The sequence below is a fragment of the Winogradskyella thalassocola genome (assembly GCF_900099995.1).
Taxonomy (GTDB): domain Bacteria; phylum Bacteroidota; class Bacteroidia; order Flavobacteriales; family Flavobacteriaceae; genus Winogradskyella; species Winogradskyella thalassocola.
The window spans coordinates 86,034-111,694 of record NZ_FNCZ01000012.1 but is presented as its reverse complement, the minus strand read 5'-3'; the positions used below and the strand labels follow the sequence as shown (position 1 = coordinate 111,694).

The 25,661-nt window shown below is 33.3% G+C and carries 18 protein-coding genes; 16 read left to right on the top strand and 2 right to left on the bottom strand.

What is annotated here, in order from left to right:
- Positions 1-45 precede the first annotated feature (45 nt).
- The 9 genes from BLT80_RS18845 to BLT80_RS20420 all read left to right on the top strand — a co-directional run bounded on the left by BLT80_RS18845 (position 46) and on the right by BLT80_RS20420 (position 16,642).
- Entirely contained in the window at positions 46-909 is an 864-nt protein-coding gene (locus tag BLT80_RS18845) for a cupin-like domain-containing protein (protein WP_092470916.1), read from the top strand.
- A gap of 116 nt (positions 910-1,025) precedes the next feature.
- Positions 1,026-1,829, top strand: a complete 804-nt coding sequence (locus BLT80_RS18840) for a hypothetical protein (protein ID WP_092470914.1) — start codon at positions 1,026-1,028, stop codon at positions 1,827-1,829.
- Positions 1,830-2,654: 825 nt separating this feature from the next.
- Positions 2,655-9,284: a type I polyketide synthase gene (locus tag BLT80_RS18835; protein WP_092470912.1), complete on the top strand. Its 6,630-nt coding sequence runs from the start codon at positions 2,655-2,657 to the stop codon at positions 9,282-9,284.
- Between the two features lie 14 nt (positions 9,285-9,298).
- Positions 9,299-10,177: a cupin-like domain-containing protein gene (locus tag BLT80_RS18830; protein WP_092470910.1), complete on the top strand. Its 879-nt coding sequence runs from the start codon at positions 9,299-9,301 to the stop codon at positions 10,175-10,177.
- Positions 10,178-10,246: 69 nt separating this feature from the next.
- Positions 10,247-14,227 (top strand): non-ribosomal peptide synthetase, encoded by a 3,981-nt coding sequence (locus BLT80_RS18825; protein WP_175455650.1) that lies wholly within the window; start codon positions 10,247-10,249, stop codon positions 14,225-14,227.
- A complete protein-coding gene (locus BLT80_RS18820) occupies positions 14,217-14,993 on the top strand; it encodes a 4'-phosphopantetheinyl transferase family protein (RefSeq protein ID WP_092470907.1) in 777 nt (258 codons plus the stop codon). The genes BLT80_RS18825 and BLT80_RS18820 overlap by 11 nt, the downstream gene beginning before the upstream one ends.
- Positions 14,994-15,059: 66 nt before the next feature.
- Positions 15,060-16,058: a c-type heme family protein gene (locus tag BLT80_RS18815; RefSeq protein ID WP_092470905.1), complete on the top strand. Its 999-nt coding sequence runs from the start codon at positions 15,060-15,062 to the stop codon at positions 16,056-16,058.
- Positions 16,059-16,071: 13 nt separating this feature from the next.
- Positions 16,072-16,368, top strand: coding sequence for a thioredoxin (trxA, locus tag BLT80_RS18810; protein ID WP_092470957.1), 297 nt, complete (start codon positions 16,072-16,074; stop codon positions 16,366-16,368).
- 151 nt (positions 16,369-16,519) lie between these two features.
- Positions 16,520-16,642 (top strand): hypothetical protein, encoded by a 123-nt coding sequence (locus tag BLT80_RS20420; RefSeq protein WP_262508041.1) that lies wholly within the window; start codon positions 16,520-16,522, stop codon positions 16,640-16,642.
- A gap of 71 nt (positions 16,643-16,713) precedes the next feature.
- On the opposite strand, the gene BLT80_RS18805 is transcribed toward BLT80_RS20420, so the two are convergent.
- Together BLT80_RS18805 and BLT80_RS18800 are read right to left on the bottom strand one after the other, a co-directional pair.
- Positions 16,714-18,816: a TonB-dependent receptor domain-containing protein gene (locus tag BLT80_RS18805; protein WP_092470903.1), complete on the bottom strand. Its 2,103-nt coding sequence runs from the start codon at positions 18,814-18,816 to the stop codon at positions 16,714-16,716.
- 67 nt (positions 18,817-18,883) lie between these two features.
- A complete protein-coding gene (locus BLT80_RS18800) occupies positions 18,884-19,264 on the bottom strand; it encodes a hypothetical protein (protein WP_092470900.1) in 381 nt (126 codons plus the stop codon).
- Between the two features lie 190 nt (positions 19,265-19,454).
- Between BLT80_RS18800 and BLT80_RS18795 the strand changes: the two genes are divergently transcribed.
- From BLT80_RS18795 to BLT80_RS18765, 7 genes are all read left to right on the top strand, one after another.
- Positions 19,455-20,180 (top strand): peroxiredoxin, encoded by a 726-nt coding sequence (locus BLT80_RS18795; protein ID WP_092470897.1) that lies wholly within the window; start codon positions 19,455-19,457, stop codon positions 20,178-20,180.
- Between the two features lie 174 nt (positions 20,181-20,354).
- The gene (locus BLT80_RS18790; RefSeq protein ID WP_092470895.1) at positions 20,355-21,701 is read left to right on the top strand and encodes an MBL fold metallo-hydrolase; all 1,347 of its coding nucleotides are present in this window, start codon (positions 20,355-20,357) and stop codon (positions 21,699-21,701) included.
- A gap of 17 nt (positions 21,702-21,718) precedes the next feature.
- Positions 21,719-22,174: a methyltransferase family protein gene (locus BLT80_RS18785; protein WP_092470893.1), complete on the top strand. Its 456-nt coding sequence runs from the start codon at positions 21,719-21,721 to the stop codon at positions 22,172-22,174.
- 9 nt (positions 22,175-22,183) lie between these two features.
- Positions 22,184-22,657 (top strand): class I SAM-dependent methyltransferase, encoded by a 474-nt coding sequence (locus BLT80_RS18780; RefSeq protein ID WP_317041782.1) that lies wholly within the window; start codon positions 22,184-22,186, stop codon positions 22,655-22,657.
- 272 nt (positions 22,658-22,929) lie between these two features.
- Positions 22,930-24,261 (top strand): cytochrome ubiquinol oxidase subunit I, encoded by a 1,332-nt coding sequence (locus BLT80_RS18775; protein ID WP_092470891.1) that lies wholly within the window; start codon positions 22,930-22,932, stop codon positions 24,259-24,261.
- A 2-nt stretch (positions 24,262-24,263) separates the two neighbouring features.
- The gene (cydB, locus tag BLT80_RS18770) at positions 24,264-25,337 is read left to right on the top strand and encodes a cytochrome d ubiquinol oxidase subunit II (protein ID WP_092470889.1); all 1,074 of its coding nucleotides are present in this window, start codon (positions 24,264-24,266) and stop codon (positions 25,335-25,337) included.
- Between the two features lie 15 nt (positions 25,338-25,352).
- On the top strand, positions 25,353-25,658 hold the full coding sequence (locus BLT80_RS18765; protein WP_092470887.1) for a hypothetical protein: 306 nt from the start codon (positions 25,353-25,355) through the stop codon (positions 25,656-25,658).
- The last annotated feature ends 3 nt before the right edge of the window (positions 25,659-25,661 follow it).

Sequence of the window (25,661 nt, the reverse complement as noted above, 5' to 3'; positions counted from 1 at the left end):
TATGTTAAAAGGTTAATTTTTTTGTATAATTAAAAACTTATAAAAATGAAATTTCGTACTAATATATCCAAAATAGATAGATGTAGTGGTCTGTCTAAAAAAGCATTTTATAATAATTATGTAAAATCTTCATTACCTGTTGTAATTACTGATAAAGCTGAATGGACATCATCAGAAAAGTTCACACCCGAGTATTTGAAGTCTAATTACAACCACTTATCTAAAACCATAGACGGAAAAATCTATTCATTATCAGAAATAATTGATTTATGTAAAGCGTCAACGCCAGAAAATAAAGCTCCGTATCCAATTACTTTTGATGCTCTTAAAGATTTCTCTGAAAACTTTGGCGGTTTACCAGAAATATTATTTGGCAAATCAAATAGACTAAATAGTCGTCTTTTAAGTAATTTTTTTGCCAAACACACTAATAAACATGAATTGTTTTTTGGTGGATATGGATGTTCCTTTCCAACCGTGCATTTTGATTGGCTCGGAGTACATTCTCAAATTACACAAATAAAAGGAGAGAAAGATGTTATCTTATATTCACCCGACCAGACCCCTTATTTTTATCCAGATAAAAGACACCACCATCGCAGCCCAGTCGATATAGTGAATCCTGATTATGACAAATTCCCATTATTCAAGAACGCAAAAGCTATAAAAACGACACTAAAACCCGGAGAAACCTTATTTGTACCTGCAGGTTGGTGGCATACAACTTATATGCATGATTTTAATCTTACCGTAGCAGTCTCTCATGTAAACGCATTTAATTGGAATTTCTTTATGGATGAATTATATTTAAACACGAAAATCCATTATCCTAAACTAGCATGGATGGTTAAGGTTTATAAAGTGGTCATGTCAAAAATATTCAATCTTAAGGAGTCTTTAGTTAATTGAGTCGATCATAATTTTACCACATTCTTTATAAAAAAATATGACAGTTCCTGATTTTTTTTAGGAACAGCTGTTCTTATATACAAAAAAAAAATATATTCGTTGAAACTATTTTAATTATGCGCGTTTTTATTAGAAAATATGAGATTTGGATCTTTCTAGTACTTGGCCCTCTATCCAATTTAATTTTTGTTCAGGCTAGGATCAACGATATGATGTCTCGTTCTATATACAATACAGGTCGATTTATTCTTCTATTGTTTATATTAATTTGTATAATAAAATTTACTAGAGGCAATAAGGGCATTAGAGATTTATTTAAGCCCATGCTAACTTGGAAAGTGCATCCAAAATGGATTTTTTTGTGTTTAATTTTTCCTACAACTATAGCTAGTATTACATTACTATTAAAGGCTCTTTATTTTGATGTTGAATATTCTACGTTTTTTGTTCTCATTACTACAACCTTTAGAGGTTATATGGCCAATTTAGTTTGGGCTTTCCTAGGAGAAGTTGTTTGGGTCAGTTATTGTATTCGGCAATTGTCAAAATTCGTGAAGCCATTTTATGCAAGTCAAATTATTGCTGTTTTTTGGACTTTATGGTTTATTCCCATAATACTTCTTGGGGAGGGGACATTTCCTGAAATCCCAATTTTACCTGCATTTATATTTTTTATGGGACTTGCTGGTATGTGCGCTTTTGTCTACAAACATACTAAAAGTGGCCTGTGTGTTCTTCTATTACAGACAATGGTAAATTATACTGCCGTATCACTACCAATAATGCCAACAACTGGAGGCACCCCTACATACATTACCTTTGCTATCATATATTTTCTAACGATGTTAGGAATATGGGGTATGGAGTTTCTAATTACAACAATCAAAAACAAAGAATTAATACAGGGGATTGAACACTAAAAAATTAATAACTTTTTATATATGGTATTAGCTAAAATCTAAATTCATTGAAAAACTAGCCCGTTACTTAGGATATATCGTTGTACTTCCAAGACCGAAAAAAGCTTTTCAATTATCATAAATTTGAATGACTTTAGTAGATGATTGCAGAAATTTCATTTTATGTGAGATTTTGATTTATGAATTGTTTGAAGCGAACGTAATAGATTTGTTCTTACCTCTGAAGTATACAATCGCACTGCTGTAGTATATAATATCAATCTTCATTGATGTTATAAAGCTGTAATGGTTTATAATTATTGCTTTTGACTAATTTTAGATATACTAACGGTTAGTGGAATTTTATGAATTAAAATTTCTAATAGTTTATTATTTAAGCCTTAACCAACTATTTTTCTATCGGAGACTAATCTAATAGCGATATGTACATTTATGGTGTTAGATATTGATTTTGTTTGTTTTATGAACTGTAATTTTTAATAATAAAACCTATTTGTTTTGTAAAAGAGATTATATTTTAACTTATGTTTGATGTTTTAATGGCAAAAATTCAAGAGGTTTTTGATATTGATGAATTTTATTGGTTTTGAACGACAAAAGAAACGATTTATCTAATATTTGTTATGTAGGTTTAAAAGTTTTTTTAAATTTCGAAAAATTTCCCCTCAAAATTTAACTAATTACAGTCTAGTCTTTTCCCTTGATTCTAAGACTAATAAAAGCGTAGTTAATATTAAAAATATTATATCGTACTTAAGAAACAATAAATTGCATAAAAGTGTAGTAGAAGTATTTTAATATTTACAATAATTAAATTGGAAGAAAATGAGTAACCATAGCCAAGTTTATCTACTTTTTGAAAAGGCAGCGAAATCTTATCCAGATGATATTTGTATAATAACAGAAACAGATAAGCTAACCTATAGACAAACAGAGGAAGCGGTCTCAAAAATTTATAATACAATTTTGAGTCATGCTAAAGATGAAGAAATTATTGGTGTACCTACAACACGTTGTGTTGAACAAATAATCTTCGTATTAGCAATTTTAAAATCAGGTAAAGCCTATCTACCAATTGATTTCGGATATCCTAAAAAAAGGCTTGAAGGAATTATTTCTAATTCAAAACTTTCATTTTGTTTAACAACAAAGGCGGATGAAAGTAAAGTGATAGCAATTGGACTTAAACCATTAATTAATGGACTTAAACAATCTATCGATAAAGGGGTAAATGAGTCAAGTTCTAAAAATACAGCTACTTATATATTGTATACTTCAGGTTCTACAGGTGAACCAAAAGGGGTCTGTATGGGTGAAAAAGCCATGGTTAATCTTATTAATTGGCAGAATAAAAATTCAACATGTAAAAATGGTTCACGCACCTTGCAATTTGCACCATTAAGTTTTGATGTCTCATTTCAAGAGATTATGTCAACCTTAAGCACAGGAGGAACACTTGTTTTAATTCGCGATGATCAACGATTAGATATGTTCGCTCTTATAAGATTAATAGAGAAACATGCTGTCAATCGACTTTTTCTTCCTTTTGTGGCATTACAAGCTTTAGCAGAGGCAGCAGTAAGTTTGGCGCTCTTCCCATCGTGTTTAAAAGAGATAATGACGGCTGGTGAGCAATTAAAAATCACCAATCAGTTACGTACGTTTTTTAATGCACTAGATAACTGTAAACTGTTTAACCAATATGGTCCTACAGAATGTCATGTTGTTACAGAATTAAAACTTGAAGGGGATCCTGATGATTGGCCAGCATTGCCTACAATAGGAAAACCAATTGATAATACAACTATATATATATTAGATAAAAAACAACAAGAAGTGCCAAAAGGTAAACTTGGAGAACTTTGTATCGCTGGTGTATGTTTAGCAGAAGGATATTTAGGAAATGAAGCTCTAACAAACGAAAAATTTTCATTTATAGAACTTTCAGATAAAGGTGAAACCCGAATGTACCGTACTGGGGATATCGCGCGCTACTTGCCAGATGGTAACATTGAATTTCTAGGTCGTGAAGATGAACAAGTAAAGATTAGTGGTCATAGAATAGAACTTGGCGAAGTAGAATTAGCGCTTAATAAATTACCTAATATTCAGCAAGCCGTAGTAATAGCTAGTAATCATTTGTCAGATCAATCACAGTTAATAGCATATTTGCAATCGGATAATCCACCAGAGGACAATACAAGTTTTAAAGAACAGGTTAGTGCTGTATTGCCTGATTATATGTTGCCAGCCTATTATATTTGGGTAACAGACTTTGCTAAAACATCAAGTGGTAAAATTAACAAGAAGCTATTGCCATTACCTGAATATAATAGGCCAAGCACAGCTCCATTGTTTAAGAAACCAGTAACTGAAATACAGAAAAATATAACTAAAGTTTGGGCTGATCTATTACGAATTCCTGAAATTGGCATTTTAGATAATTTTTTCGAAATGGGTGGTACGTCGTTATTAGCTCAAAAAACGGTTGCAACTTTACGACAAAATTATAATTATGAAATACCTATTATAAAGCTATATCAACATCCTACAATTTCAGAATTATCCAATTATTTAGAACCTCTAAAAGAATCTAAGTTTAAACCTAGTGTAACTAAAAAACGAAAAAATGGAACTTCTGATGTTGCAATTATTGGAATGGCAGGACGATTTCCTGGTGCCAATTCTATTCAAGAACTCTGGGAAGTTTTAAGAGATGGTAAGGAAACGATTTCATTCTTCACACCAGATGAACTAGATCCTTCTATTCCTGAAGCACTCCGTAACGATCCGCTTTATGTTGGCGCGCGTGGTGTTGTGCCTTCTGTAAAAGAGTTTGATGCTGCATTCTTCGGAATCAATCCAAAAGTTGCAGAAGCGATGGATCCTCAGCAACGATTATTCTTAGAAATAGCTTGGGAAGTATTGGAGCAATCCGGTCATTTACCGGTACATTTTGATGGAAGTATTGGTGTATATGCAGGTACAGGAATGAACACTTATTTCAAGAGTAATATACTTCCTAATAAAGACCTTATAGATAGAATAGGTGCTTTCCAAGCTAGTACAGTTAATGAGAAAGATTATATTTCAACACGAACAGCTTATCATTTAAACCTTAAAGGACCAGCAGTAAGTGTGCATTCTGCATGCTCCACATCCTTACTTGCTATTGCGGAAGCAGCAGATGCGATTAGACATGGTCGCTGTGATATCGCTTTGGCCGGAGGCTCTAGTATTACAACTCCTATTAATAGTGGACATTTGTATGAAGAAGGTTCAATGATGAGTCCAGATGGGCATTGTCGTTCTTTTGATGAAAATGCGAAAGGAACTGTTTTTAGTGATGGGGCTGGTGTTTTATTGCTTAAGAATCTAGAAGATGCAAAACGAGATGGTGATATCATTCATGGTATTATTAAAGGTGTTGGTATTAATAATGATGGTGGTGATAAAGGAAGTTTTACAGCTCCCAGCATAGAAGGGCAAGCTGGCGCAATTGCTAATGCATTATTTGATGCAGATATTGATCCATCTGATATAAGTTATATAGAAACTCATGGAACAGCAACACCTGTTGGAGATCCTATTGAAATAGAAGGACTTAAACTGGCCTTTGGAAAACAAGCTGTCAACGGTTATTGTGCTATTGGTTCTATTAAAAGTAATATGGGACATCTTACAGCAGCAGCAGGTGTTACAGGTGTAATTAAGACGGTACTATCACTTAAAAATCGCCAAATCCCTCCGTCTTTAGGTTTTGTAAAACCAAATCCTTCAATCGATTTTGAAAACAGTCCATTTTATGTCAATAATAAATTGTCTCCTTGGAACTCTAAAAGCACCAGAAAAGCAGGAATTAGTTCGTTTGGTGTTGGTGGAACAAATGTTCATATCGTAGTTGAAGAATATGAAAATCAGCAGAGAATTTCAGATGAAGGACGCCCTGTTCAGCTTTTAACGTGGTCTGCCAAAAAAGAAAATAGTTTGGTTGGCTACCAAAAAGCATTAGCGAACTATTTAGATTCATCTACTAACCTTTTGCTTGCAGATGTCGCGCACTCTTTAAGTAGTACTCGAGAAGCTTTTGCACATAGAAGTTTTGCTGTATCCAAAGATGTCGTTGAAGCTAAAGAAAAATTATTGTCTACAGATAGTAAAGGTATTAAATCTAATGTGTTGAAGTTGGTACCAAGTGAATTGGCATTTTTATTTCCAGGGCAGGGTTCACAATACCTTCAAATGGGTAAAGCGCTATATGATGGTGAAAAAGTATTTAGAGATGCTGTAGATCAATGTGCGGAATTATTAAAATCTGACTTAAAATTAGATATAAGAGCTATAATTTATCCTGAAGAAAATTCAACAGAAGCAGAAAGTAAATTAAAAGATACCCAATATACGCAACCAGCATTATTTATTATTGAATACGCACTTTCACAACTATGGATGAGTTGGGGCATAAAACCGACATTATTATGTGGTCATAGTATTGGCGAGTTTGTAGCAGCGCATTTAGCTGGTGTATTTACTTTAGAAGACGCCTTACATTTGATTACAATGCGTGGTAAACTAGTAAGTGAATTACCAGGTGGAAGTATGTTATCTGTTCGGACAACTATAAATGACCTAAAGAATTTAATTCCAGAAGAACTATCCATTGCAGCTATCAACTCAGATAATTTAATAGTAGTTTCAGGACCTGATAATGATGTTGAAAATTTCGTAAAAGTCTTAGATAAAGAGACCATTGCAAACAAGATTCTACTGACTAGTCATGCTTTTCATTCAACTATGATGGATCCTGTATTAGAGGTTTTTGAAGCCGAAGTTAATAAAGTTACATTGAATGTGCCTCGCTTACCTATAGTATCCACAGTAACTGGCGATTTTCTTACTGATGCAGAAGCAACGAGTTCTAAATACTGGACAAATCATTTAAGATCAACCGTAAATTTTTCTGGCGCAATGGAAACCGTTTTAGGTTTAGAAGATCCAGTGTTACTAGAAATAGGGCCTGGTCGTGCTTTAACAACTTTATCAATGCAGAAAAAAGGTCTAAAATCTTTGGCCTCTATTGCAAGTTTATCATATCCTAAGGAAAATGAAAGTGCATACCATACCGCATTATCAGCACTTGGTGATTTATGGTTAAACGGTGTAGAACCCGATTGGAAAACGTTTTACGGAGATCAAATTAGAGAGAAATTATGGTTGCCATCCTATGTGTTTGATCGCAAGCCATGCTGGGTAGAGCCTTTAACGGTAGAACCAACAATTAGTAACCTTATCAACAAAACAGAATATATAGAAGATCAATATATTGATCCTTTACCTAACATCAATACCAAGTTTATGAGAAAACCTATAATTCTTAATAAAATATCAGAGATCATAGAAGAGAACTCTGGAGTTGAAATTGACGCTAATGATTTTAATCTAAGTTTCTTAGAACTTGGTTTAGACTCTTTAGTGTTAACTCAAATGGCAATAACATTTAAAAAAGAATTCGATACACCTATTACATTTAGACAGCTGAATGATGAATTTGGGTCTCCAAACTTATTAGCAGATCATTTAGATAAAGTGATACCTAAAGAATTTTATGCACCTGCACCAACAGTTAACCACGTCCATACACAGGCACCTCTAAGTAATGCTTTGCCAAATAGACCTGCTCAACAATCTGTAAACGTTGTCAATAACCAGACACAAAATACGGCATTAAGCTTAATAGCTCAGCAATTACAATTATTAGGGCAACAAATGGAGTTACTTCAGGGAACAGGTAATGTTGCTGCACCAATGACTATGGCTCAGGAAAGTAAACCTATAATGGCATCAGCACCAGTTGTAGCTTCAACAGAGGATTTATCTGAAGATGAAAAGAAAGAGCATCAAAAACCATTTGGTGCATCGCCAAAAATTGAAAGAAAATCAACAGGATTAAACACTAATCAAAAAACATTTTTAGATAATTTAATTCTTACCTATAATAAGAAAACAGCAGGAAGTAAGGCTTATGCCCAAAAACATCGCTCACATATGTCAGATCCAAGAGTGGTCTCTGGTTTTAAACCTTTAACAAAAGAATTGGTATACCCTTTGGTCGTTGGTAAGTCTTCAGGAAATAAACTTTGGGATATAGATGGTAACGAATATATAGATGTATTAAATGGTTTTGGTTCTAGTTTGTTTGGTCATCAACCCGACTTCATAAAAGAAGCATTACATGAACAAATAGAAAAAGGTTATGAGGTTGGGCCTCAACACCCTTTAGCAGGTGAAGTTTGCCAATTACTTTGCGAGTCCACACAACACGATCGTGCCGCATTATGTAATACAGGATCAGAAGCCGTTTTAGGAGCGATGCGTATCGCAAGGACAGTTACTGGAAGATCTTTAATTGTTGCTTTTTCAAGATCCTATCATGGCATTACTGATGAGGTTTTAGTAAGAGGTTCTCGAATGAAGAAATCTTTCCCTGCGGCTCCAGGTATTATGCCAGAAGCGGTTAAAAATATGCTGATATTGGATTATGGAACTGAAGAAAGCTTACAGATTATACGGGATAGAGCTCACGAATTGGCAGCTGTTCTCATTGAACCTGTCCAAAGTAGAAGACCAGAATTTCAACCTGTAGAGTTTGTAAAGGAAGTTAGTAAGATTACTAGATCTTCTAATACTGCAATAATTTTTGATGAAGTTATTACAGGTTTCCGTATGGGGCCTCAAGGTATGCAAGGGATCTACGGAGTAAAGGCTGATTTAGCGACTTACGGCAAAGTTATAGGTGGTGGATTGTCTATTGGGGCCATAGTGGGTAGTTCAAAATATATGGATGCACTCGATGGTGGGCATTGGCAGTTTGGAGATGATTCCTTTCCAGAAGTTGGAGTTACGTATTTTGCTGGAACTTTTGTCCGTCATCCCTTAGCTTTAGCAGCTTCAAAAGCGTCATTAATTCATTTAAGGGAAAATGGGCCAAAACTTCAAGATGATTTGGCGGCTATGACAGATCGTTTTGCAACAGAATTGAATATTTACTTCAAAAAACAGAGTTTACCTATTCAAATCAATCATTTTAAATCGTTATGGAGATTGTCTTTTTTAGAGGAAGTTCCTTATTCTGAATTGGTTTTTGTTCTAATGAGATTAAAAGGAATTCATATCTGGGATGGTTTTCCATGTTTTATGACAACAGCGTTTAAGGATGAAGATGTTACGCATTTAATTAATACCTTTATCGAGTGTGTTGAAGAGCTTATTGGCGCAGGTATTTTTAAATCAGAAATGAATACAGATGATATTGTAGATGCAAATATAAAAGCTTCTGAAGATTTGAATCAACCTCCAGTTTCAGGAGCGCGTTTAGGTATGGATGAATCAGGTAATCCTGCTTGGTTCGTTTCAGATGCTAAACAAGCGGGTAAATTTGTAAAAATAGATTTATAAAATAAAACGTAATTATGGCTACAAAAGTTATAGAATTAGTTAACAACGGAAGCATTTCTGTAGAGAAAAAATATGGAATGTCGTATGAAGAATTTGCCAATGATCACCTTTTTGCCAATTACCCTGTCGTTATAGGAGATGCTTGTAAAGATTGGTCAGCAAAAGACAAGTTTACACCTGAATTTTTTAAATCGAAGTATGGTAATAGAATGGTTGAAATTCAGGGGAACCAATATAAACTTGGGGACTTTATTGATATGATGGAGATTGCTACACTTGACAACCCTGCTCCATATCCTTGTAAGCTGCAAATTGACAGAGATTATTCAGAATTACTACCTGATATTAATCCTCGATTCGCATTTGCAAATCCCGACTGGAGCCATAATACTTTGCTTAAGCCATTTTTAAGAGGTGCAGATACATATGAAATTTTCTTGGGTAGTCCTGGAGGGCAATTTCCTTATGTGCATTATGATTATATGGGACTTCATGCGTATATTACGCAATTGTATGGAATCAAGGAGTTTACAGTTCTTCCTCCAGATCAAACGCCATATGTTTATCCTAAGAAAAATAACACATGGGTTTCCGACATACCAGATATTAAGAACATCGATTTAGAAAAATTTCCATTAAGTGCTAAGGCCACTCCAATTACTTTTAGCGTTGGTCCAGGAGAAACATTATTCATTCCTAATGGATGGTGGCATACAGCCCATTCTTTAACCAGTACAATATCTGTTGCACAAGATTCATTAAATGCTTCTAATTGGAATAGATTTACTGCAGAGGTGTATACAAAGGTTGCGAAAAAAAGTAATGTCATTGCAAAAATGACCAAGCCTTATCTCTCAGTAGTAGGAAGTTTGTTAGGGGCTTCTCAAAGATAAAAAGAATTTTACTCTAGAGTGAATTAAATGATGATACTGCCTAATATGCAGTTTTTTGAAATCAAATTGATGAAAGACACTACTTTATTAAATACTACGGATAATTTTAACCCATTTAGCGGACCCGTAATAGAACGGGTAATTTATACCACTCAACCACAGGCAGAAATTTGGATTGCGTGTAAGCTAGGAGATAAAGATGCAAACAGAGCGTATAATGAATCCATATCCCTAATATTAACAGGCGGTTTAAATAAGTCTGCACTTGAAAACGCTATCCAAAGTTTAGTCGATCGTCACGAAGCGTTGCGAGCTGTTTTTAGTACAGATGGTAAATTTATGAGCATCTTTAAGCAACTGTCACTTACAGTTGATTATCATGATGTATCGAAATCAAATGATGTAGAAAAAGATAAATTTATAAAAGGTTATTTATCCTCAGAAGCTAATTATATTTTTGATTTATTAAAAGGTCCGCTTTTAAAAGTTGGATTAATTAAGAAGTCGGAAACGGAGCATCATTTGATCCTCACAGGACACCATATCGTTTGCGATGGTTGGTCTTTAGGGATTATGCTTCAAGAATTGGGAAGCCTCTATTCTTCAAACGTTAATAATACCGCTCACAATTTACCAAAGCCAGAAAGCTTTTCTGCTTATGCAGATGAACAACATAAATATTTAGCGAGTAATGCACATACCATCAATGAAAATTATTGGCTCAATCAGTTTCAAGATGCTGTTCCTCAACTGACTTTACCCACGGATTTTCCAAGACCTCAATTTAGAACGTTCAAAAGCGAACGTCTCGATTTGCCAATGCCAATGGATCTGGTGGATGCCCTTAAAAAAACAGGGGTAAAAGCTGGTTCTAGTTTTGTAACGACGCTATTATCGACATTTGAGATTTTTCTATACACACAAACAGAGCAAGGCAACATTGTTTTGGGATTGCCATCAGCTGACCAAGCAGCAAGTGATAAAACCCAAATGATTGGACATTGTGTAAATTTATTGCCTTTACGTAGTAAAATTGATTCAAATATTAGTTTCAGTAATTACCTTAAACAACGTAAATTTCAACTATTTGATGCCTATGAACATCAAAAATTTAGTTTTGGAGAATTATTACAAAAGCTATCTATTGCAAGAGACCCATCAAGAGTTCCATTAGTACCTGTTGTTTTTAATATTGATATGGGAATGGACAATGATGTTTCCTTTTCGGGTTTGGATTATGTCTTAAAAAGCAATCCTAGAGCTTATGAAATATTTGAGCTTTTTTTGAATGCTTCGGGATCAGAAAAAGAACTTGTTTTAGAATGGTCCTATAATTCAAATCTATTTAAATCGGAAACAATTCAAAATATGATGACTTCTTTTCAAGATATCATCGCAACTGTTGTTGACAATCCTGATATTAAAATTGGTGATATTGTAAAAGTAGATGATTCCCAGTATAATACTTTAAATAGTACTAAAGTAGATTATCCGCAATCAACTTTGCATCAACTTATATCAAGGCAAGCCCAAGCTTCACCAGAAAAACAAGCTTTAAAATATGGAGAATCTGAAATTTCTTATCACGATTTAGAAAAACAAGTTAATCAATTAGCACATCGTTTAAAAGAAGAAGGTATAAATCCTGGTCATGTTGTAGCGGTGGCTTTGCCGCGTTCTATAGAGCTTGTTGTGAGCTTACTGGCTATAATGCAGTGTGGGGCAGCCTATTTACCTTTAGATCCGAGTTATCCTCAGCAGCGATTAGATTTTATGATAGAAGATTCACAAGCTGAGGTTTTAATTTCATCTAATGAATTTACGCTATCATCAGAGTCAATTCCGAAGATACTAATGCTTGAAGATCTATTTTTAGGTCTATCAAAATACTCGTTATCACCATTAAATATTTCAATAGCTTTAGACGATATGGTCTATTTGCTTTATACTTCTGGCTCAACAGGTAAACCAAAAGGTGTTCAAGTAACTCACAAGAATCTTGTTAATTTTTTATATGGTATGTTAAAAGAGCCTGGTATAGAAGAAGCAGATAGACTTTTATCCATAACAACGATTTCTTTTGATATAGCTGGACTCGAGTTATTTTTGCCATTGTTAAAAGGAGCAACGTTGGTCGTTGCTAGGGATGAGGTAGCTAAAGATCCTCGTTTAATGTTAGATGTTCTTAAAGAAGAACGTATAACAATGTTGCAAGCAACACCAACTACGTGGCAAATGTTGCTTGATGCAGGTTGGCAAAACCGCTTACCTCTAAAAGCACTTTGTGGAGGTGAGGCACTGCCATTGAGCTTAGCCACTAAACTATTCAAAAGAGTTGATGAAGTTTGGAATATGTATGGTCCTACTGAAACTACTATTTGGTCTGCTGTAAAGCAAATTATGCCAGATGATGAGTTAATAACTATTGGGCATCCCATTGCAAATACGCAATTATACATACTTGATGAAAACGGTGCATTAGTGGTACCTGGTAAGATTGGAGAATTGTGCATAGCAGGAGATGGTGTAGCAAAGGGATATTGGAAGCGTCCGGACTTAACAGCTGAAAAATTTCTGAAAAACACTTTTAATATAGATGAAAACGCCTTTATTTATAGAACAGGAGATTTGGGTAAATTATTACCTACTGGAGAAATTCAATGTTTAGGTCGTATTGATCAACAAGTTAAAATTCGTGGTCACCGTATAGAGCTTGGAGAAATAGAAGAAGCTATAAATACAATAGACGGAATAGAGTCCTCTGTAGTAATAATAGATGAAGATCGTTTAAAAACATTTGTCATTACTAATAATTTAAAAAATGCAACTCAGGTCTTAGAACAAAATTGGAAGGCGTATTTAAAAGAACGACTTCCATTATATATGGTGCCTCAGGAAATGATTACTTTAGATAAATTTCCTACGACTTTAAATGGGAAAATAGATCGCAAAAGTTTGATCACTTCGGCATCAATAAATTCACAAAAAGCAATTTTAACTTTTGCTCAAAGTAATTCAGAACAACTTGTTGCTACGATTTGGCAAGAATCTCTTGGAATTGATAAAATAGATGTTGATAGTAACTTTTTTGAATTAGGGGGCCATTCTCTCATCGCAGTCAAAGTTATGACTCGGTTAGAAAAAGAGACTGGAAATAGGTTACCGCTTGCTGCGTTATTGGAGCAACCAACAATTAAGAAACTGGCAGCATATTTGGATAAGAAATATATTACCTGGGATTCGTTAGTACCCTTAAAAACTAATGGCCATAAAATACCAATATTTATTGTTCACGGAGCAAATCATAATGTGTTGGTTTTTAAGAATTTATCAGAAATATTAGGTGGTAAACACCCTATTTATGCCCTACAAGCTAAAGGTCTTAGCGGTGATATTGAACCTCATGATTCTGTAGAAGCAATGGCAGCTCATTATATATCAGAAATTAAGACTATAAATCCTGATGGACCTTATGCCATAGGAGGATTTTCGTTTGGAGGTATTGTAGCCTTTGAAATGGCAAAACAACTAAAGGCTGAAGGAAAAGAAGTGAAAAATTTAGCACTCTTTGATAGTTATGCTTATCCTCATTATTCCTATTCAAATCCTGCAGTAAAACGGACAATTGCTCGTCTTTATAATATGGGTCAACTTTTTTTCATGCTCTTTAACATGTTTAGTAGTGTTAAGAATTTTAAACGTAGGGTTGAATTACTTAAAATAAGTTTTTCAGGATTATATTTAAGATTAAAATATGGAAGAGAAAAACAATATCAATTACAATTCAATCGCACCTCTAAGATTGACGAGATGCACGCCGTGGCATTTCTACGTTACAATTTAATTCCACAAGATATACAAGTAGATTTGTTTAGATCAACTGAAGATATTTATTTCACTCACGATTATAAGAATTTAGGTTGGAAAAAAATCGCGAAGGGAGGAATTCGTAAGCACATGATTCCTGGAAATCATTCAGAAATGTTTTTACCACCTGCAGTTGATGAGGTGAGTGAACTATTAGAAAGCGTGTTAAGTGATGGAGAATAATAATTCCAAATGTAACATTTTTAGTAAAACTTCTGAAATCTTTGATTTTAATATAGACGAAGAAAATAATACCGATTCATATATTAAATTATTCAAAATTGAATTATCTAAGTATTATGGAATTGTCGATATTTTATTAAAAAGATTAACTATTTCTGAGATTCAAAGAGCAGAAAGATATCGAGACGTTAAAGACAAAAAGAGATTTGTCATTTGTCGTAGTATCCTAAAATATGTATTAGCTAAGGAAAAACAAATACATATTTCAGAAGTCCAATTCGAAAAGAATAGCAATCATAAACCCTATCTTAAAGCTGATAAAGCTTTGTTTTTTAACGTTTCTCATGCAGGTGATTTTGCTCTAATCGCAATTGGTAATTGTGAGTTAGGTGTTGATGTTGAGTATATAAATCCTCAATTCGAATATGAAGAAATCCTGCCAATAGTGTTTAGTGCTGAAGAAATAAATTTCATTCATAATTCTGAATTTCAAAGACATACATTTTATAAATTCTGGACAAGAAAAGAAGCTATTGTAAAGGCAACAGGAAAAGGTATTGATGACGAATTTTTGAAAATACCTGTTAGAGATGGATCCCATTTAGTATCCTCTTCATTGGTTCAAGATTTTAAAAATGTCAATGTTTATAGCTTCAATTTAAATGCTAGTTATATTGGTTCAATAGCTATTACAGAACAATATAAAATATTGCACTTTTATCCACCACCAAAACCTGAAGCATTAATAACCTTACTTAAAGTCTAGGGATTGTAACATATGTTACCTTTTATCTGAATTAATCATCTTAATTTTATTCAAACTTCGTTCCGAATGAAAAATAATATTGTATTAATTGTTTTAGCGTTAATAGTTGTGAGTTGTAACTCCAACAGTAAAGATAATACGGCTTATAGTAAAGTTAACCAAGTTACCGTTACTAAAGAGCATCCTGGCAAAAAATTAATGGAAACCAATTGTTATGTTTGTCATAGTCCTACGGCAACTCAAGCCGATAGAATTGGTCCTCCAATGATTGCCATTAAAAAACATTATATTAATAGTGAAACTAGTAAAGAAGACTTTATTGCTTCAATGCAAGCTTGGATTAAAAATCCAAATGCAGTTGATGCTAAAATGTATGGAGCTGTAAAACGATTTGGTGTGATGCCTAAACAGGCATTTGCAGAGAAAACTATAGAACAGATTGCAGATTATATGTACGATAATCATATAGAACAACCAGAATGGTTTCAAGAGCACTTCAATGAAGAAAGAGGCAAAGGCATGGGAAATGGTCAAGGTAAAAAGCATGGTATGCAACAAGCCCAAACTAATTTTGAAGACTTATCTTATGGAGAGAGAGGTTTAAAATATGCTTTAGCTACAAAAGCGGTTTTAGGTAAAAATTTGATGGGTACTATTCAGAAAAAAGGAGTGTTAGAAGCCTTAACATTTTGTAATGAACGCGCGTATCCTTTAACGGATAGTATGTCAGTGGTGCATAATGTGATTATAAAACGTGTTTCAGATAAGCCAAGAAACCCTAAAAATAATGCAAATTCAGAAGAATTAGATTATATAAATACATTTAAAAAGGTTATCGCTAATAATGAAGAGGCAAGTCCAATTGTAAAAGAATTAGATAATAAAGTAAGGGTTTATTATCCAATTACGACAAACACAATGTGTCTTCAATGCCACGGAAAACTGAATGAAACTTTAGAAAACACAACATTAACACGAATTAAGAGTCTATATCCATTAGATAAAGCTATAGGTTATAATAGTAATGAAGTAAGAGGCATTTGGAGCATTACTTTTGATAAATAAATTCAAGTCAGGTATGAGCAAATTTTCAGAAATAATAAATCAAGATCAACCCGTTTTAGTTGATTTTTTTGCAGATTGGTGTGGCCCATGTAAAATGTTGAGTCCAATTTTAAAACAAGTAAAAGAGACTATGGGTGAGGATATCAGCATCATAAAAATAGATGTTGATAAAAATCAAGCTTTAGCTTCAAAGTACCAAGTTAGAGGGGTGCCAACCATGCTGTTATTTAAAAATGGCAAACAAGTATGGAGACAGTCTGGTGTGCTCCAAAAGGATGATATTATAAATGTAATAAAATCATCTCATTAATTTTTAGAAGAATTATTTGCTATTTTTTTTAGATGACAAATATCATATTTATTAAAAATATAAGTAGCTAAATTTACACCTAGAAAAAAAACAGATAATTTATATGATTAATTCTTCAATAGCATTGTATAGTTGGACAAATGGAGTTGTAATGATTGCAATCTTCGCAGTAGTATGTATAACTTTAGTTGGCATTCTTATTAATTTTATGTCAACAGGAAAAAAGAATGATGAGTCTGATCATATAAGTGAAGATGATAATATAGAAAATTAACTTTAAATAAATTATATATTTAAAAAGAGGGTAGTCAATAATTAACTACCCTCTTTTTTTGTGTAGTGATACTAAAATTTATATTGTAAAAATGCTGAAAAATTTCTACCAGGTTCAGTAATTGGTGTGCTTCCAAAATCTGCTTGGTTGGTAAAAGAGAAGTTTAAATGATTATTGTAAGCTTCATCTAAAGCGTTAATTACAGCGACTCCTAACGTAATATTCTTAATTGGTTTAACTCCTAATCTAATATCTAAGGTTTGGTAACCATCTGTTTCTGTTTCACCGAAACTTCTTGAAATGTTATCTTGCTTAGAGACCATATTGTATTGAATATTTGCCCAATATTTGGTTTTATTTATTCCAATAGATACTCTTGTTGTAAATGGAGGTGTAAGCGGAAGCGATTCTCCTAAATCCTTGTTTTTAGCATACACATAAGAAAATTCAGATTTAAAATAATAATGATCTAAAAAATCAATTCGCGCCATGGTTTCAAATCCAGTTTTATAAGCTTCATCAAGGTTTCTAAATACTTTAGGATTTCTAGGCTCTGCCATAGGGTTAAACTTTCGTGTTAGCGTTTCATCTACAATACCAACAATATAGTTTTCGAAAAATGAATAGTAGAAAGAGGTTTCATATCTAAAACTATTAAAGCCGTTTTTTAGTGGTTCATTGCTTTTAAAGCCAATTTCGAACTGATTATTAACTTCAGCCTTTAAATCTGGGTTACCTATATATTCATAAGGATCTTGGCCTACCGTAAAGTGATTAATAAAACGTTCTATCATATTAGCAGAGCGTACCCCACGACCATAAGCAGTTTCTAAAGTGAATTTATCTGACACTCTTTTTTTAACAGAAACAGTGCCACTGATGTTATGTTCTGTTCGTTTTTCAAGGTCGTACATGGCTTCAAAATCGGCTTCAGGATCTTGTATGTCTGAAGTCACATTATCATATCGCAATCCAGCAGCAAAAAAAGTATTAGCACCTAAACTATATTTGGCTTCTGTAAATACGCCTATATCTGTAATATAAGAATCTTGCCAAACTTTATCATTAAACTCCACAGGTGTTGGTAATGGATTACCATTCATCACTTTTACTAATCGTGTTCGTTTTCCATCTCTAGCAATATACATGGCATCTAATCCAGAAAAAATATTCAATTTCTCAAAAGGTTTCCAGTTGAGTTCTATTTTTCCTCCTGCTGTTATTGCATCAACGCCAGAGGCAGCTTCCATCATTCTAAAAGAAGGTCTGTTGGTATTGGTCATTAAGTGATCTACGTAACTATAATACGCTTTAGCAGTTAATGACTTTACGGTTTTGCCAATATTATCTAATGAGTAATCTAAAGAAATAATACTGCTATTATCATATTCCGTATCCATTGGTAATGCGGCATGCAACACATCACGACCAAAAGATTGTCTCCAATGGGCTTGTAAGCGTTGGTCTTCAGAAAAATTATAACCTATTCTAACACCATAATCTGTGCTTCTAAATGACGAAGGGATTTCTATGCCATCTCCATCTTCATAATTTCCAAAATCTCTGTATCCTGCATTAGCAACAATATCGTATTTATCTTTAATGTATTGTAACTGTATAAGATTAACCAAAGAATTTCCATTGCTTTCATAGCCTCCAGAAACTTTACCATGTAAGCCATAATCCTCAAAGTCTGGTTTTTGAGTGACAAGATTTACAATACCGCCAAAAGTAGCACCATATCGTACTGTGTATGGTCCTTTTATAATTTCAATTTTTGAAATTTCTTCAGGAATAATATGTGTAGTTATAGGATCCATTCGGTTAGGACAAGCATGCATCGCTTTTGTGCCACCATCGTATTGAATATTGAGTTGCTCATATTGTGCGCCTCTAAATGATGGGTCTATAGCATAATTTCCTCTTTTTATAACCGAAAAGCCATTGATGTTGTTGAATAAATCGGCAACGTTTTTAGGTTGCACAATTTTTTCGTCATATTTATTAGAAACAATAGTAAGTACAGGGTCAGTTTTTAAATTTCCGGTAACAATGACTTCTGTAAGTTTAGTTGTTTTTTGTTTCGTAGTATCTTTTTTGGTCTCTTTTTGTTCTTGGCCATAAGATACAGCTGTGATTAGTGCACATAAAAGCACACTGTATAATGTTTTCATAGTATAGTTCTATTTTATTTAAATCAAATAATTGTGATAGCAATCGCTATCAATCAGTAAATAAAAATTAAACTCTAGGTGGATGAAAACAGTCGTTAGTATTATTAAAAGTATATAAGTTAAGGTAATGCGATGAAAAGTATTGTCTTCTAATTGGTGTGTATTGAGTTAATTGAAAAGAAGTATTAGGACTTAGGTATAAAATAAGTTCTTTAAAGTCAATTATGCTTTCTGGAGTATTTTGATCACTATTTTGAGATTCAGCAACTTTCATTAATTGGCATTTCCCGTTACACTGTAATTCGGGTTTGTCTTTGTTCTCACATAGGTTTTCTATAAATCCTATTGGGTCTAATTCGTAATAAGCATAAGTCAAGGATGCTTTAGTACTATTGAAAATAATCAATAATAAAAATAATAGAACAAAAACATGTTTGTGTATCTCCATTTATAAACTATAGAATAGCCCTTTAATTATGGTACTGATCCAAATCATTGCCTATAATTATAATAGAAACTAATTTTAGTATCTAATATCAAAGTTCACAAAAAAAAAGTCTTGATATGGTAACATAGGTTACATAGTTAAAAACTATTAAAAACTACATTTGTTATAAATTAATTAAATACTTGTAATTATGAATACTACAGAAACTATAAAAGAAGAGCAAACATTTACAATGCCAAGAATTGGTGACAAAGCACCAGAATTTAAAGCGGTAACAACACAAGGAGGCATTAATTACCCTTCAGATTATAAAGGGAAATGGTCCATACTATTTAGTCATCCAGCAGATTTTACACCAGTTTGTACATCTGAGTTTATGACATTTGCGCATTTGGAAGAAAAATTTGAAAAGGCCAATTGTAGCCTTATTGGTTTATCTATTGATGGTCTTTACAGTCATATTGCATGGTTAAGAACTATTAAGGATAAGATTGAGTTTAATGGTATGAAAAACATAGAAGTAAAGTTTCCTTTAATTGAGGATATTTCTATGGAAGTTGCCAAAAAGTATGGTATGATTCAACCAGGAGAAAGCAAAACTCAAGCCGTTAGAGCTGTCTTTTTTGTTGATCCAAATGAAATAGTTAGAGCCATTATTTATTACCCATTAAGTTTAGGTCGTAATTTCGATGAGCTATACAGAGCCTTAATTGCCATGCAAACAGCAGATAAATTTAACGTTGCAACACCTGCCGATTGGAATCCGGGAGATGATGTTATTGTTTCTCCTGCAGGATCTTGTGGTGTGGCAGAAGAACGCATGAGTTCTACAGAAGGTTTAGACTGTAAAGATTGGTTTTTCTGTACTAAAAAATTAGATAAAGATTTAGTATTAGATTCAATCTTAAAGAAGTAATATGATTTCAATTAAAAAGAGCCTCTAATTGAGGCTCTTTTTGTAATTTAAGTCATTATGGATTGTTAATTCTGGCCTAAAATTGATAAATACAAGAATGGTTCAAATTTTTAGTTTTAAATTTATAAGTGTTTTGAATAGTTTATCATAAAGTTCAATATTAAGAGAAAAATTATGAAAGTTATACAGTTTGAAGACAAACCATTAGCACATTATTCATACGCTATTATTAGTGGTAATGAAATGGCTTTAGTAGATCCAGCAAGAGACCCTAAACCTTATTATCAATTAGCAGAAAAACATAAAGCAAAAATTAAAGCCGTTTTTGAGACGCATCCGCATGCCGATTTTGTAAGTAGTCATTTGCAAATACATAAAGAAACAAGCGCAACAATTTACGTAAGTAGATTGGTAGGAGCCAATTATCCACATGAAGCTTTTGATGACGGTAACTCTGTAACAATAGGAAAGACTATATTTTCTGCCATAAATTCACCTGGACACTCGCCAGATAGTATTACAGTGATTGCTGTAGATGAAGAAAATAATCATGCCATGTTCTCAGGAGACACCTTATTTATTGGTGATGTAGGAAGACCAGATTTGAGAGAAAAAGCGGGTAACATGAAAGCGAAAAGAGAAGAATTAGCACAAAGTATGTATCATACAATGCAGCATAAATTTAATTATTTACCAAACGCAACAATCGTTTATCCAGCGCATGGTGCAGGTTCGTTATGTGGTAAAAATATGAGTACCGATTCTCAGAGCACTTTGGGAAGAGAGCGAAAAGAAAATTGGGCTTTTAAAAATCTTACAGAAGAACAGTTTGTAAACCATATATTAAAAGACCAACCTTTTATTCCTTCGTATTTTGGCTTTAATGTAGATATCAATAAAAATGGAGCAGAAAATCTTCAAACTAGTATTGCAAAACCAATATTTAAATTTAAGATAGATAATTCTAATTTAGAAAATGCTTTAGTTGTTGATACACGACCAAAAGAAGAGTTTAATAACAACCATATCCCAAACAGTATTAATATTATTGCGGAAACTGACGATGATAAATTCGAAACTTGGTTAGGGTCTATAGTAAATCCAGAGGAATCGTTTTATCTTGTTATAACATCTATTGATAATAGAGATGATATGTTAAATCGTGTTGCTAAAATAGGTTACGAAAAGCAACTGCAAGGTATAATAACTTTAGACGCTGTGAATTTTGAACAATCAGAAGAGCTTAAGCCTAATGAGTTTGAAGGTCATTTAGAGAATTATACCATTATTGATATTAGAAATAAAAGTGAAGTAGAAGAAGGGAAATTTTTTGAAACTGCGATTTCTATTCCTTTAAATGAGTTAAGAGAAAGTAAAGCGCAGATACCAACAAACAAACCTATTGTAGTGCATTGTGCTGGTGGTTATAGAAGTGCTGCAGGACGAAGTATAATTAGTAATCTAGTCGAAAACGTTCCGGTTTATGATTTAGGTGATGAGGTCACTAAATTTAAAAAATAATTATAAGTATTAACCCATTGAATAAACTCGGAAAGCCAACTATAAAGGATTATCTATATGTAAGTATTCAACTTGTGTTGTTTTTAGTTTATGCTTTACCAGTTGAATTATGGGTTTTACATTTTGCAGAATGGTTGAGGTATTCAGGTTTAGTTTTAGCAATTTTAGGTCTGGTTTTAGGAATCATGGCATTAATACAAATAAATACTAAGATTTCACCATTTCCTACACCCGTATCGAAGAGTCAATTAATAACCAATGGTGCTTTTTCAATTGCCAGACATCCCATTTACACGAGCGTTATAGCTATGACTTTAGGATACGCAGTATTCGACGCATCGCTTTTTAAATTTATAATATGCTTAGCGTTATGGTGGCTTTTTTATTTCAAATCAATCTATGAAGAGCAATTGTTAGTTGAGAAATTCCCACAGTATTCAGACTATAAACAACAAACTAGACGATTTATTTAATAGCAAATTATGAAGAACAATCCAGCAGATTTTTGGAACGAGCGTTTTGGGAGAGAAGAATTTATTTATGGCACAGAACCTAACATTTTTTTTAAAGAACAGCTAGACAAATTAGAAACAGGAACGTTGCTTTTACCTGCCGAGGGTGAAGGTCGTAATGCTGTATATGCAGCCTCTCAAGGTTGGGAAGTTTCTGCTTTTGATATCAGTGAACAAGGAAGAGAAAAAGCAATGCTTTTAGCTAAGCAGCACAAGGTTAACATCAGCTATGAAATTGCAAGTGTGTTAGATTATACAAGCCATAAACAATTTGATGTCATTGCATTTTGCTACACTCATTTTCCAATTGATACCCGAAAAACAGCGCATAAACAAATGTTACAACTATTAAAAAAAGGCGGAACAATTATTTTTGAAGCGTTTGCAAAAGCCCAATTGAATAACGATTCTGGTGGACCTAAAAATGAGGCTATGCTATTTTAATTAGATGAAGTTAAGCAAGAATTTACCGGATTAGATTTTAAAATATTAGAAGAAAAAACAATAGAACTCTCAGAAGGGAATTATCACAAAGGTAAGGCTCAAGTCATAAGATGTATTGGTGTAAAAAAATAATAGCGTAGTTAAGATTATATGATCTTAGGTATTGATTTATTTTATCCTCATTTTTTTTTAAAAAGAGTCCAAATTTGTAACTCTTGTAACATAGGGAGCTTGTCAAAAAGCATAACTTTGTAAAATCCAAAATTAGATATATGGAAGACATGATCTTTTACGATAGATTGCAATTTGCATTTACTATCACATTCCACTACATATTTCCACAATTAACCATGGGATTATCATTAATGATCGTCTATTTTAAGTGGAAATTCCTCAGAACTCAAGTTGAAAAATATAACAATGCTGCAAAGTTTTTCATGAAAATCTTTGCTATTAATTTTACTATGGGAGTGGTGACAGGAATTCCTATGGAATTTCAATTTGGTACCAATTGGGCAAAGTTCTCAGAACTTACGGGTGGCATTATTGGTCAGACTTTAGCTATGGAAGGCATGTTCTCATTCTTTCTAGAATCTTCATTTTTAGCCCTATTTATTTTTGGAGAGAAGTTAATGGGACAGAAGCTACACTTTTTAACTGGCTTTTTAGTATTCTTGGGCTCTTGGGCAAGTGGTTGGTTTATTTTAGCCACCAATGCTTGGATGCAACATCCTGTTGGCTACGAAATTTTAGATAATGGTAAATTTGTATTAGAAAACTTTTCTGCTCTTTTTACCAATCCTTGGTTACTGCCAGCTTTTTTACATAATCAAATGGCGTCTGTTGTGACCTCTGCTTTTGTGATGGCTAGTATAGGGGCGTTTTATATTTTAAGAGATAAGCATTCAGAATACGGTAAACTGTTTCTAAAAACAGGTGTGGTATTCGGATTAATTTCTAGTGTGTTAGTTGCTTTTCCGACAGGAGATTGGAATGCTAAAAACGTCGCAAAATACCAACCAGGAACATTTGCGGCTATGGAAGGTATTTTTGAAACCGAAGAAGCAGGAGCCGAAATTGTTCTAATTGGACAGCCTAACATGGTTGAAAAAAAGTTAGATAATAAGATTGCAGTTCCTAATATATTAAGCTTTTTGACCTATCAAGAATGGGACAAACAAATCCCTGGTATGGATCAGTTTGATGCCGATGAATTGCCAGATAATATTCCTGCCTTATATTATTCGTATCACATAATGGTAGGTCTAGGAACTATATTTATTGGTGTTATGGCTTTAGCGCTGTTCTTTTTATGGCGAAAAAAACTCTACAATATCAAGCCATTACTTTGGACGATTATGTTTTTAGTGCCCTTTCCATATATCGCAAACATTACGGGTTGGTACACAACAGAACTGGGCAGGCAACCGTATTTAGTTTACGGCTTATTAAGAACAAGCGATGGTATTTCGCCTACAGTATCATCTGGGAATACCCTATTTACTTTATTAGGGTTTGTGGCTTTATATATGCTACTAGGCTTATTATTTTTAATCCTAGTTGGTAAAACAATTAACCAAGGTCCAACGCCTCAAAAACATTAATTATGGAAATATTTTGGTACATCGCAATAGGAATTGTTCTAACAGTATTTTTTGTTTTAGATGGTTATGATTTTGGCACAGGAATCATTCATTTGTTTTTTGCAAAAAAGGAGAAAGATAAAGAAGTCATTACTAAATCTGCAGGTTTATTTTGGGATTCCAACGAAGTGTGGTTGGTTGCTGCTGGCGGAATGCTTTTTATGGCGTTTCCAACCTTTTATGCGTCCGTTTTTAGTGGTTTCTATTTGCCTTTAATAATCGTTTTGTGGCTAATCGTTTTTAGAGCTATTGGACTAGAATTTAGAGGGCAGTTTAAATATCAAATGTGGAAAGATATTTGGGACGTATCATTCGGAGTTTCTAGCTTATTATTAGCCTTGTTTTTTGGTATCGCTTTAGGTAATATTGTTAGAGGCGTTAATTTAGGTGGTGTAGAAAATGGAGTTTCTGCTCATGAAGGTCATTATTTTTTCTTGCCCTTATGGGATAGTAGTTTTAGTCCTTTAACTGAGCACCCTGGCGTTATAGATTGGTTTACAATTATTATAGGATTAATAGCTGTGGTAACCTTAGCAATTCACGGTGCTAATTGGGTGATATTAAAAACTAATTCATCGATAAATAGCAAGCTAAAAGGTGTAATTTTTAAATTGAATATTACGCTTGCTGTACTTACCTTATTTTCTTTATTCGTATGGCAGAAAGTGAATCCTAACTCGTTAGATAATTTTAGTGATAAACCTTATCTGATGGTATTTCCTCTTATTTATTTTACAGGATTAATCGGATTATTTTTTATAAATAAAATCAAAAAAGACAGTCATGCATTTGTATTATCAACCTTAATAATTGTTGGAGGAATTACATCGTCTTTAGCATCATTATTTCCGGTTATATTGCCTTCTGTAAATGATACTCATGAGCATTTAACTATTTACAATACAGCTGCAGAAAGCTATGGTCTATCAGTAGCTTTAAATTGGGCTATTATTGGTTTTATTCTTTTAATTGTTTACTTCATAGTTCAAAAAAGATTAATGGGAGGGAAGGTAGATCACATGGATTATGGACATTAATAAAACGATGTTACTATGACAGGCACTTTAATTTCATTAATTAGTATTCTAATAGGCATTGTTAGTGCCAATCTATTTGGCCGTTATAAGAGAGTATACACGTTTGGTTTTAAGGGGAATACTTTAGTTGGTGTTTTTGGAAGCATTTTATTAATCAAAACTTTTGGGAGATTAGGTTTTGATCCTTGGTCTATAATGAATGATGGGGATTTTGATGGACTAAGATTAATTATCAACATGATTGTGTCGGCCTTTGGTGGCGTTTTAGGACTTATAATTGCGAAAAAGATTTACATAAAAATGAATAAAGAGCGCTCATAAAAT